Source organism: Citrobacter sp. Cb028 (genome assembly GCF_030336705.1).
GTDB lineage: Bacteria > Pseudomonadota > Gammaproteobacteria > Enterobacterales > Enterobacteriaceae > Citrobacter > Citrobacter braakii.
Map to the genome: position 1 here is coordinate 1 of NZ_JAOWCZ010000026.1, position 14746 is coordinate 14746.

Below are 14746 nucleotides of genomic sequence, written 5' to 3' on the forward strand. Positions count from 1 at the left end.
CCTTCCTCCTCGCTGAAAGTACTTTACAACCCGAAGGCCTTCTTCATACACGCGGCATGGCTGCATCAGGCTTGCGCCCATTGTGCAATATTCCCCACTGCTGCCTCCCGTAGGAGTCTGGACCGTGTCTCAGTTCCAGTGTGGCTGGTCATCCTCTCAGACCAGCTAGGGATCGTCGCCTAGGTGAGCCGTTACCCCACCTACTAGCTAATCCCATCTGGGCACATCCGATGGCAAGAGGCCCGAAGGTCCCCCTCTTTGGTCTTGCGACGTTATGCGGTATTAGCTACCGTTTCCAGTAGTTATCCCCCTCCATCGGGCAGTTTCCCAGACATTACTCACCCGTCCGCCACTCGTCACCCAAGGAGCAAGCTCCTCTGTGCTACCGTTCGACTTGCATGTGTTAGGCCTGCCGCCAGCGTTCAATCTGAGCCATGATCAAACTCTTCAATTTAAGTTTGATGCTCGTGAATTAAACTTCGTAATGAATTACGTGTTCACTCAGAGACTTGGTATTCATTTTTCGTCTTGCGACGTTAAGAATCCGTATCTTCGAGTGCCCACACAGATTGTCTGATAAATTGTTAAAGAGCAGTGCCGCTTCGCTTTTTCTCAGCGGCGCGGGGTGTGCATATTACGCCATCCCGCTGGAGAGTCAAGCGTTTATTTTCGCTTTTCTCCGCTGACCCGGCGGTTTTTAATCCGTTGTTCCGTGTCAGTGGAGGCGCATTATAGGGAGTTATTTCAGGCTGACAAGTTAAAAATACAAAAAACTTATCAAGCGACTACTTTTCAACCATTACATTGATTTTTGCTTTGTTTTTAAACAAAAACGAGCCCCGCAGGGCTCGTTTATTGTCGTTTTGTGACTTACTGCACTGCCACAATGCGATCGTCATTCACTTCCAGCCGAATCGTTTTGCCAGGAATCAGCTCACCAGACAGAATTTGCTGCGCCAGCGGGTTTTCGATCTGTTGCTGGATAGCACGTTTGAGTGGACGTGCGCCATACACCGGATCGTAACCATTCGCACTCAGCAGTTTAAGCGCCTCGTCAGAGATATGAATTTCATAGCCACGCTCTTCCAGACGTTTATACAGACGTTGCAGTTGGATCTGTGCAATAGAAGCAATGTGCTGCTCACCCAACGGATGGAATACAACAACTTCATCTATACGGTTGATGAATTCCGGGCGGAAATTATGGCTCACGACGCCCAGGACCATATCCTTCATGTGGCCGTAGTCCAGCTCACCGAAGCGTTCCTGAATCAGATCGGACCCCAGGTTCGAGGTCATGATGACAACCGTATTACGGAAGTCGACCGTTCTCCCCTGCCCGTCAGTCAGACGACCATCATCAAGCACCTGCAACAGAATATTGAACACATCCGGGTGCGCTTTCTCCACTTCATCCAGCAGGATGACAGAGTAAGGACGACGACGTACCGCTTCTGTCAGATATCCACCTTCCTCATAGCCGACATATCCCGGAGGCGCCCCGACCAGACGAGACACCGAGTGTTTCTCCATAAACTCGGACATATCGATACGTACCATGGCATCATCACTGTCGAACATAAAGTTTGCCAGCGCTTTGCACAGTTCAGTTTTACCGACACCGGTTGGGCCGAGGAACAAGAACGAACCAATCGGGCGATTCGGATCGGACAAGCCAGCACGGCTACGACGGATGGCGTTAGAAACGGCTTCCACCGCTTCGTTCTGGCCAATCACGCGGCTGTGCAACTGCTGCTCCATACGCAACAGTTTTTCCCGTTCGCCTTCCAGCATGCGAGCAACCGGGATCCCGGTCCAGCGCGCCAGCACTTCTGCAATTTCTGCATCCGTGACTTTATTACGCAGCAGACGCATGGTTTTGCCTTCAGACTGGGTGGCTGCTTCCAGCTGTTTTTCCAGTTCAGGAATTTTGCCGTACTGCAGTTCAGACATCCGCGCCAGGTCGCCGACACGACGCGCCTGTTCGATGGCGATTTTCGCCTGCTCCAGCTCAGCCTTGATAGTTTGCGTTCCCGAAAGGGATGCTTTTTCAGCTTTCCACTCTTCTTCTAATTCAGAATACTGGCGCTCTTTATCGTCCAGCTCTTCGTTGAGCATATCGAGACGTTTTTTACTCGCCTCATCAGACTCTTTCATTAATGCCTGCTGTTCCAGTTTGAGCTGGATAATACGGCGGTCGAGTCTGTCGAGTTCCTCCGGCTTGGAGTCAATCTGCATACGAATGCTGGATGCCGCCTCATCGATAAGGTCGATAGCTTTGTCCGGCAACTGACGATCGGCAATATAGCGGTGAGACAGCGTAGCTGCCGCAACAATCGCCGGGTCAGTGATCTGCACATGGTGGTGCAGCTCATAACGTTCTTTCAGGCCACGCAGAATCGCGATGGTGTCTTCTACTGAAGGTTCGGCTACAAATACTTTCTGGAAACGACGTTCCAGTGCCGCATCTTTTTCGATGTACTGGCGATATTCATCAAGCGTTGTTGCGCCTACACAGTGCAGTTCCCCGCGTGCCAGCGCAGGTTTCAGCATGTTCCCGGCGTCCATTGCGCCATCGGCTTTACCCGCCCCAACCATGGTATGCAGCTCATCAATAAACAGGATGACATTGCCTTCCTGTTTCGAGAGATCGTTCAGCACGCCTTTTAAGCGTTCTTCAAACTCACCACGATATTTGGCCCCAGCCACCAGCGCGCCCATATCCAGCGCCAGCACACGGCGACCTTTTAAGCCTTCCGGCACTTCACCATTGATAATTCGTTGGGCCAGCCCTTCAACGATGGCCGTTTTACCAACACCTGGTTCGCCGATTAACACCGGGTTATTTTTAGTACGACGCTGCAGTACCTGAATGGTACGGCGAATTTCTTCATCACGCCCGATAACCGGATCGAGTTTGCCCTGCTCGGCACGTTCGGTCAGGTCGACGGTATATTTTTTCAAGGCCTGACGTTGGTCTTCAGCCCCCTGGTCATTCACGCTTTCACCTCCACGCATTTGTTCAATTGCCTGAGTGATATTCGCGGTCGTCGCACCTGCTGATTTTAGTAAATCGGTCAGCGTACCGCGTGACTCAAGCGCCGCCAGTACGAACAGTTCTGACGAAATAAAGTTGTCCCCACGTTTTTGCGCCAGCTTGTCGCAAAGATTCAGTACACGCACCAGATCCTGAGAAGGTTGCACATCACCGCCGGTACCTTCTACCTGCGGCAACCGGCTCAACGCCTGGTCAATGGCTGTACGTAACTGGCCAGCATTAATGCCAGCAGACGTTAATAAAGGACGTACCGATCCCCCTTCCTGATTCAGCAAGGCGCTCATTAGATGAAGTGGTTCGATGAATTGATTGTCGTGCCCCAATGCGAGTGACTGGGCATCGGCAAGAGCAAGCTGGAATTTATTAGTAAGACGATCCAGACGCATAACTCCTCCCATAACAGGTCAAAATTGCTACTGGAGATTAAATGAGGTCATCCCTCAATTATTCAAGGTGAATGACCTGAATTATGTGAAAAGAAAATTACACGTACCGGATCGTCTTGATTCTTTAGGTTATATCAGCCAAATAAAACTTGCCATACGACCCGTGGTATTGTCGCGACGATAAGAGAAGAACGTCTCACTTTCGCTGAAGGTGCAACGGTCGCCGCCGTAGATGTTCTCTACTCCGATATTTGCCAGACGCTGACGCGCAAGCTGGTAAATATTCGCCAAATATTTATCGCCATGCGGTACAAATACGAGGACCGCTTGCGGATCTTTCGCCATGAACGCTGCGCGAACTTCTGCTCCCACTTCAAACGCGTTCGGGCCAATCGCCGGGCCTAGCCAGGCAATAATGTTTTCAGGTTTGTCGGCAAAACACGCCACCGTCTCTTCCAGCACGCCGGCGCATAATCCGCGCCAACCCGCATGTGCCGCCGCGACTTCCGTTCCTGCGCGATTGCAAAACAGCACCGGCAGACAGTCGGCCGTCATCACTGCACACACGGTGCCCGGCGTATTGCTGTAAGAAGCATCCGCACGTTTGGAGGCATAAGGCTCGCCGGTCAGTTTCAGGACATCCTTACCGTGGACCTGCTCCAGCCAGACTGGCTTTGACGGCAGATTGCCCGCAGCAAACAGCCGCTTGCGGTTCTCTTCAACATGCTCCGGGTTGTCGCCGCAATGGGCGCCCAGATTCAGCGAATCATAAGGCGGCATGCTAACACCGCCAATACGGGTAGAACTACACGCAACAACACCTTGCGGTATCGGCCACTGCGGGACAATTAGCTTACTCATAGCCAGGCAATATCATCCTTATGTTCTTCGAAATCAGCGCGCATCACTTCAATCAATTGCACCATATCTTGTGGAATCGGTGCGTGCCATTCCATTTCGATACCTGAAATTGGGTGATATAAACGCAGCATAGTCGCGTGCAGCGCCTGACGATCGAACTTACGCAGCACGGAGATAAATTCGTCAGAAGCGCCTTTCGGTGGACGCGGACGACCGCCGTAGACCTGATCGCCCACCAGCGGATGGGTGATATGCGCCATGTGCACGCGGATCTGGTGCGTACGTCCGGTTTCCAGACGCAGCCGCAGACGCGTGTGCACACGGAAGTGTTCCATAATGCGATAGTGCGTCACCGCCGGTTTCCCCATCGGGTGTACCGCCATGTGCGTACGCTTGGTCGGGTGGCGGCTAATCGGTTCCTCAACGGTTCCGCCTGCCGTCATATGACCAATCGCCACGGCTTCGTACTCACGGGTAATTTCACGCAACTGCAGCGACTCCACCAGACGCGTTTGCGCCGGAACGGTTTTTGCCACCACCATTAATCCGGTCGTGTCTTTATCCAGACGGTGCACGATACCAGCACGTGGAACATCCGCGATTGGCGGGTAGTAATGCAGTAATGCATTCAATACCGTGCCATCAGGATTACCGGCGCCCGGATGCACTACGAGGTCACGGGGTTTGTTGATGACAAGAATATCATCATCTTCATAAACGATATCCAGTGGGATATCCTGAGGTTCAAAACGAACCTCTTCATCAATTTCTGCAGTGATGGAGACGCGCTCTCCACCCAACACTTTTTCTTTCGGTTTATCGCAAAGATTGCCATTTACCAGTACGCGCTGGTCAAGGATCCATTCTTTTATGCGCGATCGCGAATAATCAGGGAACAATTCGGCCAAAGCCTGATCTAAGCGTTGACCGAGCTGATTTTCGGAGACTGTTGCGGTGAGTTCTACTCGTTGTGCCATAAACTGCTTCTTCGTTTAACGTTGGGTTTTACGGCTTTGCCGTTTAATATAGTGTGCTATTGTAGCTGGTCTTAACCGGGAGCAGGAACAGAGAATCTCCCGTAAAACATTTTGAGGAAAGTCAAAACGTCATGACGCGCATGAAATATCTGGTGGCAGCAGCCACGTTGAGCCTGTTTTTGGCGGGTTGCTCTGGTTCAAAGGAAGAGGTGCCCGATAATCCGCCAAATGAAATCTACGCGACTGCTCAGCAAAAGCTGCAGGACGGTAACTGGAAACAGGCAATAACGCAATTAGAAGCGTTGGATAACCGTTATCCATTTGGACCGTATTCTCAGCAGGTGCAATTAGATCTCATCTACGCCTACTACAAAAACGCCGATCTGCCACTTGCTCAGGCTGCCATCGATCGTTTTATTCGTCTTAACCCGACACACCCTAACATTGATTATGTCATGTATATGCGTGGCCTGACCAATATGGCGCTGGATGATAGCGCACTGCAAGGATTCTTTGGTGTTGATCGCAGCGATCGCGATCCGCAACATGCCCGAGCTGCGTTTAATGACTTTTCCAAACTGGTACGTGGCTATCCGAACAGCCAGTACACCACTGACGCCACCAAACGTCTGGTATTCCTGAAAGACCGTCTGGCGAAGTATGAATATTCCGTTGTGGAATACTACACTGCCCGCGGTGCATGGGTTGCCGTGGTAAACCGTGTGGAAGGCATGCTGCGCGACTTCCCGGATACCCAGGCAACACGCAATGCCCTGCCGTTAATGGAAAATGCTTATCGCCAGATGCAGATGAATGCGCAGGCAGAAAAAGTAGCGAAAATCATTGCCGCCAACAGCAGCAATACCTGATTTATCTCAGAATGCAAACGGCAGCCCAAAGGCTGCCGTTTTTTTATCCGTAAACGCCACAACTGAAGCGGTTTAGCTGCAACGCATCTCATCAAATATGGCCTGCTTTCAGGTATTCCTCAAGTAAAAAATCGCTTGTTCCTGCGGTGCCTCACAAAAAGGTTTTCTTGACAAAAAGCGACAAAAAAATGTGATTAATATCACACATTTTGACATTAGGAACGGTATGCTGGAATCACCAAGACGGGAAAGACAAGAGGTAAAATTTATGACAATGAACATTACCAGTAAACAAATGGAAATTACTCCGGCAATTCGCCAGCATGTCGCAGACCGTCTCGCCAAACTCGAAAAATGGCAAACTCATCTGATTAATCCACATATCATTCTGTCTAAGGAGCCGCAGGGTTTCATTGCTGATGCCACCATCAATACACCGAACGGACATCTGGTCGCCAGCGCAAAACACGAGGATATGTACACCGCAATTAACGATTTGATCAACAAGCTGGAACGGCAGCTCAATAAAGTGCAGCACAAAGGCGAAGCCCGTCGTGCAACAACTTCAGTCAAAGACGCCAACTTCGTCGAAGCAGAAGAAGAGTAGTCCCTTACATTGAGTGTATCGCCAACGCGCCTCCGGGCGCGTTTTTTGTTGACAGGGTGAAAACAGTACGGGTACTTTACTGACGTAGCCAAAGGAAAATTACATGAAACTTGTCCCGTTCTTCTTCGCATTCTTTTTTACCTTCCCCTGAATGGGAGGCGTTTCGTCGTGTGATAAAGAATGCGAAGACGAACAATAAGGCCTCCCACAACGGGGGGCCTTTTTTATTGATAACAAGAAAGGCAACACTATGACATCGGAAAACCCATTGCTGGCGCTGCGCGATAAGATCAGCACGCTGGATGAAAAATTACTGGCCCTGCTGGCTGAGCGACGTGGACTGGCCGTAGAAGTTGGCAAAGCTAAGCTCCTTTCACATCGTCCAGTTCGTGATATCGACCGTGAGCGCGATCTGTTGGACCGACTGATTCAGCTTGGCAAAGCACATCATCTTGATGCTCACTACATCACTCGCCTGTTCCAGCTCATAATCGAAGACTCCGTCCTGACTCAGCAGGCACTGCTCCAGCAGCATCTGAACAAAATTAACCCGCACTCAGCACGCGTTGCTTTCCTTGGGCCAAAAGGGTCATATTCTCATCTTGCCGCACGCCAGTATGCTGCCCGCCATTTTGAACAATTTATAGAAAGCGGCTGCGCGAAATTTGCCGATATCTTTAATCAGGTCGAAACCGGACAAGCTGACTACGCAGTGGTTCCGATTGAAAACACCAGTTCCGGTGGGATTAACGACGTTTACGACCTGCTACAGCACACCAGCCTGTCTATCGTTGGCGAGATGACTATCACGATTGACCACTGCCTACTGGTGTCCGGCACGACAGATCTCGAGACCATTGAAACGGTATATAGCCATCCGCAGCCATTCCAGCAGTGCAGCAAATTCCTGAGTCGTTACCCGCACTGGAAGATTGAGTACACCGAAAGCACCTCGGCGGCGATGGAAAAAGTTGCGCAGGCTAACTCACCGCGCGTGGCGGCTCTGGGGAGCGAAGCCGGAGGCGTACTATACGGTTTGCAGGTTCTCGAGCATATCGAAGCTAATCAGACGCAAAACATCACCCGCTTCGTGGTACTGGCGCGCAAGGCAATCAATGTTTCCGATCAGGTGCCAGCAAAAACCACGTTGCTGATGGCGACAGGACAACAAGCCGGTGCGCTGGTAGAAGCGCTGCTGGTACTGCGCAACCATAATCTGATTATGACTAAACTGGAGTCACGCCCGATTCACGGCAATCCGTGGGAAGAAATGTTTTATCTTGATATCCAGGCCAACCTGGAATCACCCCAGATGCAAAAAGCATTGAAGGAGTTAGGTGAGATTACGCGCTCGATGAAAGTACTTGGCTGCTATCCAAGTGAGAATGTGGTGCCGGTCGATCCAAGCTAACGTTTGACAATGCCGGATGGCGCTACGCTTATCCGGCATTCTATTTAGCCGATCCTTGTATGACTGATACAACGCATCAGCGTTGCCATCAAGCATCGTATTTATTGGCGACTATCGTTAGCCTGGCGCAACAAAGTACGGCTTTCGTTCTGGAAGCGTTTCGCATAATCACCAAACCAGTGCTCCACCTTACGGAAGCTGTCGATGAACGCTTGCTTATCGCCCTGCTCCAGTAAACCGATCGCCTCACCAAAACGTTGGTAGTAGCGTTTGATCAGCGCAAGGTTACTCTCAGACGACATAATGATATCGGCATAGAGCTGCGGATCCTGGGCAAACAGACGTCCGACCATCGCCAGTTCAAGGCGATAAATTGGCGAAGAGAGTGCCAGTAACTGCTCCAGTTGAACATTCTCTTCCGCTAAATGCAGACCGTAAGCAAAGGTCGCAAAGTGACGCAATGCCTGAATAAATGCCATGTTCTGGTCGTGTTCAACAGCACTGATCCGATGCAGTCGCGCACCCCACACCTGAATTTGTTCCAGAAACCACTGATAAGCTTCCGGCTGACGTCCGTCACACCAGACGACGACCTGCTTTGCCAGACTGCCGCTGTCCGGGCCAAACATGGGGTGTAATCCCACCACCGGGCCGTCGTGCGCCGCCAGCATCGCCTGCAAAGGACCATTTTTCACCGAAGCCAGATCCACCAGGATGCAGTCGGACGGCAGACGCGGTAATTTGGCGATCACCTGCTCAGTGACGTGGATCGGCACGCTGACGATCACCATGCCCGCATCAGAGACGATCTCCGGCGCACGATCCCAGTCCTGCTGTTCCAGGATCCGTACCTGATAACCTGACAGGGTGAGCATTTTTTCGAAAAGACGTCCCATCTGACCGCCGCCGCCGACAATCACCACCGGTCGCAGAGAAGGACAAAGCGTTTTAAATCCTTTGTCGTTCTCACTGGAGTAAGACTCGCGCATAACCCGGCGCAGCACATCTTCAATCAGGTCCGGCGGCACGCCAAGGGCTTCCGCTTCCGCCCGGCGGGAGGCCAGCATAGAGGCTTCCCGTTCCGGCACGTAGATAGGCAGCCCAAAGCGGCTTTTTACTTCACCGACTTCGGCCACCAGCTCCAGACGACGTGCCAGTAAACCCAGCAGTGCCTTGTCGACTTCATCAATTTGATCGCGTAATACGGTCAATTCAGCAACCATAACCAACCTCTTATGCTACACGCGCCGACAGCTGGCCGTTTAAATCCTGGCTAATTTCACGCAGTAGCGCATCCGTCATTTCCCAGCTAATGCAGGCATCAGTTACAGACACGCCGTATTTCATTTCGCTACGCGGCTGTTCAGAAGACTGGTTGCCTTCGTGAATATTACTTTCAATCATCAAGCCAATGATCGAGCGATTGCCATCTTTGATTTGTGCAATCACGGATTCAGCCACGGCAGGCTGGCGGCGGTAATCTTTATTGGAGTTACCATGACTGCAATCTACCATCAGAGAAGGTCGTAGTCCCGCCTGCTCCATTTCTTTTTCGCACTGGGCGACATCCGCCGGGCTGTAGTTCGGCGCTTTACCACCGCGCAGGATCACGTGACCGTCCGGGTTACCCTGAGTTTGCAGCAGTGCAACCTGTCCAGCCTGGTTAATACCAACAAAGCGGTGCGACTGTGCCGCCGCGCGCATCGCGTTAATGGCGGTCGCCAGGCTACCGTCAGTACCGTTCTTAAAGCCGACCGGCATCGAAAGACCGGAAGCCATTTCGCGGTGAGTCTGCGATTCCGTGGTACGCGCACCGATTGCAGACCAGCTAAACAGATCGCCCAGGTATTGCGGGCTATTGGGATCCAGCGCTTCAGTTGCCAGCGGAAGTCCCATATTCACCAGTTCAAGCAGCAGCTGACGCGCAATTTTCAGGCCGGCTTCAACATCAAAAGAGCCATCCATATGAGGATCGTTAATTAACCCTTTCCAGCCGACGGTGGTACGGGGTTTTTCAAAATAGACGCGCATCACCAGGTAGAGGCTATCGCTGACCTCTGCGGCAAGGGCTTTAAACCGACGAGCGTACTCAATAGCCATTTCAGGATCGTGAATGGAACACGGGCCACATACCACCAGCAGGCGCGGATCGCGACCAGAGATAATATCTGAAATGGTTTTACGCGACTGGGAGATTTGCGCTTCTTGCGCCTGGCTCAGCGGGAATTCAGCTTTCAGCTGCTCCGGAGTCATCAGAACCTGTTCGTCGGTAATATGTACGTTGTTCAGCGCGTCTTTTTGCATGGTGGTGATCCTGTTTAGCTCGTTTGCGATAGTTGATCCTCAGCGAGGAGGTGATAACGATAACACAACAGGTAAAGATTTCAATCCACAAACCGTAAATTTTAATTTACAACACACACTTTAATGACAGAATACGCCCTCTATTGCGTACATTAAAATTTACACCATCCAGTATTGAGATCCACTATGCTTAAAAAAACGAGGGAGTACAGGCAATGAAGCAACTCATCAGCACTCTATTTCTATTACTTCTTAGCGGATGTCAGATAGATCCTTATACCCACGCCCCCACATGGACGGGAACCGCCTAGTACGACGCCGGAATACAAGATGCCATTTCGGGGTATGCCGTTAAAGATAATGAAACTCTTGCCGACAACTACAATGACCCCGAAGTCGATCGTAAGGAATATCTTAAGGGTTATGCCGAGGGACAACGTAAAATCTGCCAGCCGGATTTTGTTTACGCCAGAGGTTTGACCGGGAAAACCTTTCCCCCAAGTTGTGATACGGTCGAAAATATTGACCAGTTACGCAGTGCCTGGCAAAAAGGAGCAAACGAAGGTGCTACCTCAATAAGATTAAATTAAACAATAGCTTATATTTTATAAATTACTAAGATTTAACTTAAATTACTAATGGCTTTCCACCTGGCATAATGACGGCTTAGTAAAATAATGTTATTTTGTCCTAAATAATCTTGAATGTATTTCGACGTTTTACGGCAAACGCTGGTAGGTAACTATTCATGAGCTATTCTTACCGACTCATACTTCTACTGGCACTGCTCCTGACCGGATTACCGCTGTACGCCCAAAGCGTTACGGAAGAAGCAAAATCTGTACGCGCTATGGTTTCCGGCATCGTCAGTTATACGCGCTGGCCTGCACTGTCCGGGCCCCCCAAACTGTGTATTTTCTCTTCATCGCGTTTTTCCAGTGTCCTGGGAGATACCAGTGCCGGAGCATTACCCTATCTTCCCGTCATCATTCGTACGGAACAAGAAATATTAGTTTCGCAGTGTGACGGTTTTTATTTTGGAAAAGAATCCCCTACTTATCAGGTGGAATTAAAGAATAAATATCCGTCTAAGGCATTGCTATTAATTGCCGAACAGAACCCCGAATGCGTTATTGGCAGCGCCTTTTGCCTCATAATTAAAGATGAAGATGTGAGATTTTCCGTAAATATGGATTCCCTTTCACGAAGTGGCGTAAGGGTCAGTCCGGACGTATTAATGCTTGCACGGAATCAGAAGCATGGATAAGGGCCATTCTCCCATAACACGCCCGACGTTTAAGCGGACATTACGGCGTATCAGCATAATCAGCGTTCTGGTAACTATGACGCTGATCTGGCTGCTGCTCAGCATTTCTTCGGTGCTGGCATTGAGACAGTATGCGCAAAAGAACCTGGATCTGACCGCTGCAACCATGACCCGCACGCTTGAAGCAGCATTAGTTTTTTCTGATGGCGTCGCAGCAACTGAAACGCTGGCAGCACTGGGCCAGCAGGGGCAATTTTCCGTTGCAGAAGTTCGTAATAAAAACCAGAAGGTGATCGCCACCTGGCGCTATAACGCGCAGGATACAACTGAAAAAATCAGCGGACTTATCAGCCACTGGCTGTTCCCACAACCGGTCACTCAACCTATTTTGCATAATGGCAACGTCATCGGCGAAGTACGATTGACTGCGCGCGATAGTGTTATCAGCCATTTCATCTATTTGTCGCTGGCCGTCCTTACCGGGTGCATTCTGTTGGCCTCTGGCATTGCATTAATGCTCACTCGTTATTTACATAATGGCGTCGTGGAAGCCCTGCAAAATATAACCGAGGTGGTACATGATGTTCGTACCAACCGTAACTTTTCACGGCGCGTTTCAGAAGAGCGCATTGAAGAGTTTCACCTTTTTGCCCAGGATTTTAATAGTCTTCTGGACGAGATGGAGGAGTGGCAACTTAAACTGCAGGCAAAGAACGCCCAGCTTTTGCGTACGGCGCTACACGATCCGCTGACCGGACTGGCGAATCGCGCCGCATTTCGCAGCAGCATTAACGCCCTGATGAATGACCATGCCGCCCACAGCAGCTCCGCACTGTTATTCCTTGATGGTGATAATTTTAAATTTATTAATGATACCTGGGGCCACGCAGCGGGGGAGCGGGTCCTGATTGAAGTTGCAAACAGGCTGTCCGAGTTTGGTGGTAATCGACATCACCCCTACAGACTTGGCGGCGATGAGTTCGCTATGGTGCTGTACAGCGTTCACTCTGAATACGAAGTTCAGCGGATCTGTGCGGCACTGTCACACGAGTTTAACCGACCTTTTGACCTGCATAACGGTCATCAGGCAAGCATGACTCTCAGCATTGGTTTTGCGCTGACGTGGGAACATGCCTCTGCCGAGAAATTACAAGAACTTGCCGATAAAAATATGTATCAGGCCAAAAATTTGCGTTCTGAACGCATTATTAAAAAATAAGGACTTACACATGCTAAAACGTCTATCATCCCCGTTTCTTCTGCTTTTACTGATTTTGGCAGGCTGTCAGGCACCTCAGGGAAAATTTACCCCGGAGCAAATTGCAGCCATGAAATCGTACGGATTTACCGAAGCTTCCGGAGACTGGTCTCTTGGTCTGTCTGACAACATCCTGTTTGACAAAAACGACTATAAGCTCCGCCCTGAAAGTGAAAAGCAGATCCAGGAAATGGCATCCAAACTGGCAGCTACCGGGTTAAACCATGCGCGTATGGATGGTCATACCGATAACTACGGCGAAGACAGCTACAACGAAGCGCTGTCGCTCAAACGCGCGAATGTGGTCGCCGATGCCTGGGCACAGGGCGCCAATATTCCCCGCTCTAACCTGACAACTCAGGGACTCGGGAAAAAATACCCGATTGCCAGTAATCAGACGTCAAAAGGTCGTGCTGAAAACCGCCGGGTTGCAGTCGTGATCGCTACGCCGTAAAAGTCCTCAACTGGCTGCGCGCCGCGCAGCCATCCAATTGCAATAAAACAAAAGAGTAAGGTCGGAATAAAAAAAGGGCCAGCCTTTCGGCCAGCCCTTTTCTAACAGGATGTCGCTTGCGCGAATCTTAGTTAAGACGCTCTTTGATACGAGCAGACTTACCAGTGCGCTCACGCAGGTAGTACAGTTTAGCTTTACGAACAGCACCACGACGTTTAACAGCAATGCTGTCAACTACCGGAGAGTGAGTCTGGAAGACACGCTCAACGCCTTCGCCGTTGGAAATTTTACGAACAGTGAATGCAGAGTGCAGACCGCGGTTACGAATAGCGATAACCACGCCCTCGAATGCCTGCAGACGTTTTTTGGAACCTTCAACAACCCATACTTTCACTTCCACGGTATCACCCGGACGGAAGGAAGGTACGTCCTGCTTCATCTGCTCTTGTTCAAGTTGCTTAATAATGTTGCTCATAATTTAATCTCTTATCCTGGGTAAACTGATATTTGGGGGTCTCAGACCAGCCCATCATGTTTATGCTGCTGTTGTGCGTGTTCCGTTTTGAACTCCGCCAGCAACCTTGCTTGCTCTTCAGTCAGAGCCAGGTTTTCCAGAAGTTCAGGTCTTCTAAGCCAGGTCCGGCCCAGCGACTGTTTTAAACGCCAGCGACGTATCTCAGCGTGGTTCCCCGACAGTAACACTGCCGGTACTTCCATCTGTTCTAACACTTCAGGTCGGGTATAGTGCGGGCAATCCAGCAACCCATCAGCAAACGAATCTTCGATTGCCGAAGCTTCATGACCCAGAACTCCCGGAATAAACCGAGATACGGAGTCGATAAGCGTCATTGCCGGTAACTCACCACCGCTGAGAACGTAATCGCCGATTGACCATTCTTCGTCAATTTCGGTTTGAATCACGCGCTCATCTATTCCTTCATAGCGACCACACACCAGAATCAGCTTTTGATTCGTGGCCAGTTCGCTAACGCCCGCTTGATCAAGCTTGCGTCCCTGAGGTGACAGATAAATCACCTTTGCGCCTTCACCAGCCGCAGCTTTTGCTGCATGAATGGCGTCCCGTAAAGGTTGCACCATCATTAACATCCCCGGTCCGCCGCCGTAAGGACGATCGTCCACGGTACGGTGCCGGTCATGAGTAAAGTCACGAGGACTCCAGCTCTGGATGTTCAGCAGGCCATTTTTTACTGCCCGGCCAGTTACCCCGTAATCGGTAATTGCGCGGAACATTTCTGGAAACAGGCTAACGATACCTATAAACACAAGCCAATCC

The 14746-nt window shown here is 50.6% G+C and carries 14 protein-coding genes, 1 rRNA gene, 1 pseudogene and 1 other annotated feature; of the genes and pseudogenes, 8 read left to right on the plus strand and 8 right to left on the minus strand.

What is annotated here, in order from left to right; translation table 11 throughout:
- From OGV75_RS03745 to rluD, 4 genes are all read right to left on the minus strand, one after another.
- Positions 1 to 454, minus strand: a 16S ribosomal RNA gene (locus OGV75_RS03745); the annotation flags it as partial.
- Between the two features lie 416 nt (positions 455 to 870).
- Complete coding sequence (clpB, locus tag OGV75_RS03750) at positions 871 to 3444, minus strand: ATP-dependent chaperone ClpB (RefSeq protein WP_016154061.1); 2574 nt, start codon at positions 3442 to 3444, stop codon at positions 871 to 873.
- A gap of 129 nt (positions 3445 to 3573) precedes the next feature.
- Positions 3574 to 4305 (minus strand): purine nucleoside phosphorylase YfiH, encoded by a 732-nt coding sequence (gene yfiH, locus OGV75_RS03755; protein WP_286480358.1) that lies wholly within the window; start codon positions 4303 to 4305, stop codon positions 3574 to 3576.
- Positions 4302 to 5282 carry a 23S rRNA pseudouridine(1911/1915/1917) synthase RluD gene (gene rluD, locus OGV75_RS03760; RefSeq protein ID WP_016154063.1) on the minus strand — a complete coding sequence of 327 codons (981 nt, stop codon included), beginning with the start codon at positions 5280 to 5282 and terminating at the stop codon, positions 4302 to 4304. Before rluD ends, yfiH begins: the two co-directional genes overlap by 4 nt.
- A 131-nt stretch (positions 5283 to 5413) precedes the next feature.
- Here rluD and bamD point away from each other — a divergent pair, with 131 nt between their 5' ends.
- The 4 genes from bamD to pheA all read left to right on the plus strand — a co-directional run bounded on the left by bamD (position 5414) and on the right by pheA (position 8169).
- Positions 5414 to 6151: an outer membrane protein assembly factor BamD gene (gene bamD / locus OGV75_RS03765; RefSeq protein WP_016154064.1), complete on the plus strand. Its 738-nt coding sequence runs from the start codon at positions 5414 to 5416 to the stop codon at positions 6149 to 6151.
- 268 nt (positions 6152 to 6419) lie between these two features.
- Positions 6420 to 6758 (plus strand): ribosome-associated translation inhibitor RaiA, encoded by a 339-nt coding sequence (gene raiA, locus OGV75_RS03770; RefSeq protein ID WP_003031244.1) that lies wholly within the window; start codon positions 6420 to 6422, stop codon positions 6756 to 6758.
- A 102-nt stretch (positions 6759 to 6860) separates the two neighbouring features.
- Positions 6861 to 6986, plus strand: a sequence feature (Phe leader region).
- Positions 6862 to 6909: a pheA operon leader peptide PheL gene (gene pheL / locus OGV75_RS03775; RefSeq protein WP_100250063.1), complete on the plus strand. Its 48-nt coding sequence runs from the start codon at positions 6862 to 6864 to the stop codon at positions 6907 to 6909. Its footprint overlaps the feature before it by 48 nt.
- A 22-nt stretch (positions 6987 to 7008) precedes the next feature.
- The gene (gene pheA / locus OGV75_RS03780) at positions 7009 to 8169 is read left to right on the plus strand and encodes a bifunctional chorismate mutase/prephenate dehydratase (protein ID WP_016154065.1); all 1161 of its coding nucleotides are present in this window, start codon (positions 7009 to 7011) and stop codon (positions 8167 to 8169) included.
- A 101-nt stretch (positions 8170 to 8270) separates the two neighbouring features.
- Here the strand turns inward: pheA and tyrA are convergent, their stop codons facing one another.
- Positions 8271 to 9392 (minus strand): bifunctional chorismate mutase/prephenate dehydrogenase, encoded by a 1122-nt coding sequence (gene tyrA, locus OGV75_RS03785; RefSeq protein WP_053389386.1) that lies wholly within the window; start codon positions 9390 to 9392, stop codon positions 8271 to 8273.
- A gap of 10 nt (positions 9393 to 9402) precedes the next feature.
- Positions 9403 to 10473: a 3-deoxy-7-phosphoheptulonate synthase AroF gene (gene aroF / locus OGV75_RS03790; RefSeq protein ID WP_016154067.1), complete on the minus strand. Its 1071-nt coding sequence runs from the start codon at positions 10471 to 10473 to the stop codon at positions 9403 to 9405.
- 215 nt (positions 10474 to 10688) lie between these two features.
- Here aroF and OGV75_RS03795 point away from each other — a divergent pair.
- From OGV75_RS03795 to OGV75_RS03810, 4 genes and pseudogenes are all read left to right on the plus strand, one after another.
- Positions 10689 to 11063: pseudogene (locus OGV75_RS03795) on the plus strand (DUF2799 domain-containing protein).
- 158 nt (positions 11064 to 11221) lie between these two features.
- Positions 11222 to 11740: a regulatory sequestration protein YfiR gene (yfiR, locus tag OGV75_RS03800; protein ID WP_016157185.1), complete on the plus strand. Its 519-nt coding sequence runs from the start codon at positions 11222 to 11224 to the stop codon at positions 11738 to 11740.
- Positions 11733 to 12959 carry a diguanylate cyclase DgcN/YfiN gene (gene dgcN, locus OGV75_RS03805; protein WP_286480360.1) on the plus strand — a complete coding sequence of 409 codons (1227 nt, stop codon included), beginning with the start codon at positions 11733 to 11735 and terminating at the stop codon, positions 12957 to 12959. Before yfiR ends, dgcN begins: the two co-directional genes overlap by 8 nt.
- 10 nt (positions 12960 to 12969) lie before the next feature.
- Positions 12970 to 13452: an OmpA family protein gene (locus OGV75_RS03810; RefSeq protein ID WP_047358988.1), complete on the plus strand. Its 483-nt coding sequence runs from the start codon at positions 12970 to 12972 to the stop codon at positions 13450 to 13452.
- Between the two features lie 127 nt (positions 13453 to 13579).
- On the opposite strand, the gene rplS is transcribed toward OGV75_RS03810, so the two are convergent.
- The gene (gene rplS / locus OGV75_RS03815) at positions 13580 to 13927 is read right to left on the minus strand and encodes a 50S ribosomal protein L19 (RefSeq protein ID WP_002914145.1); all 348 of its coding nucleotides are present in this window, start codon (positions 13925 to 13927) and stop codon (positions 13580 to 13582) included.
- A gap of 41 nt (positions 13928 to 13968) precedes the next feature.
- Positions 13969 to 14736 (minus strand): tRNA (guanosine(37)-N1)-methyltransferase TrmD, encoded by a 768-nt coding sequence (gene trmD / locus OGV75_RS03820; RefSeq protein WP_016157187.1) that lies wholly within the window; start codon positions 14734 to 14736, stop codon positions 13969 to 13971.
- Between the last annotated feature and the right edge of the window lie 10 nt (positions 14737 to 14746).

What these genes read in the sequence shown, in the direction of transcription:
- pheA (WP_016154065.1), top strand. Translation starts at nt 7,009, where the DNA reads ATGACATCGGAAAACCCATTGCTGGCGCTGCGCGATAAGATCAGCACG.
- clpB (WP_016154061.1), bottom strand. Translation starts at nt 3,444, where the DNA reads ATGCGTCTGGATCGTCTTACTAATAAATTCCAGCTTGCTCTTGCCGAT.
- rluD (WP_016154063.1), bottom strand. Translation starts at nt 5,282, where the DNA reads ATGGCACAACGAGTAGAACTCACCGCAACAGTCTCCGAAAATCAGCTC.
- OGV75_RS03810 (WP_047358988.1), top strand. Translation starts at nt 12,970, where the DNA reads ATGCTAAAACGTCTATCATCCCCGTTTCTTCTGCTTTTACTGATTTTG.
- dgcN (WP_286480360.1), top strand. Translation starts at nt 11,733, where the DNA reads ATGGATAAGGGCCATTCTCCCATAACACGCCCGACGTTTAAGCGGACA.
- yfiR (WP_016157185.1), top strand. Translation starts at nt 11,222, where the DNA reads ATGAGCTATTCTTACCGACTCATACTTCTACTGGCACTGCTCCTGACC.
- tyrA (WP_053389386.1), bottom strand. Translation starts at nt 9,392, where the DNA reads ATGGTTGCTGAATTGACCGTATTACGCGATCAAATTGATGAAGTCGAC.
- raiA (WP_003031244.1), top strand. Translation starts at nt 6,420, where the DNA reads ATGACAATGAACATTACCAGTAAACAAATGGAAATTACTCCGGCAATT.
- yfiH (WP_286480358.1), bottom strand. Translation starts at nt 4,305, where the DNA reads ATGAGTAAGCTAATTGTCCCGCAGTGGCCGATACCGCAAGGTGTTGTT.
- rplS (WP_002914145.1), bottom strand. Translation starts at nt 13,927, where the DNA reads ATGAGCAACATTATTAAGCAACTTGAACAAGAGCAGATGAAGCAGGAC.
- bamD (WP_016154064.1), top strand. Translation starts at nt 5,414, where the DNA reads ATGACGCGCATGAAATATCTGGTGGCAGCAGCCACGTTGAGCCTGTTT.
- aroF (WP_016154067.1), bottom strand. Translation starts at nt 10,473, where the DNA reads ATGCAAAAAGACGCGCTGAACAACGTACATATTACCGACGAACAGGTT.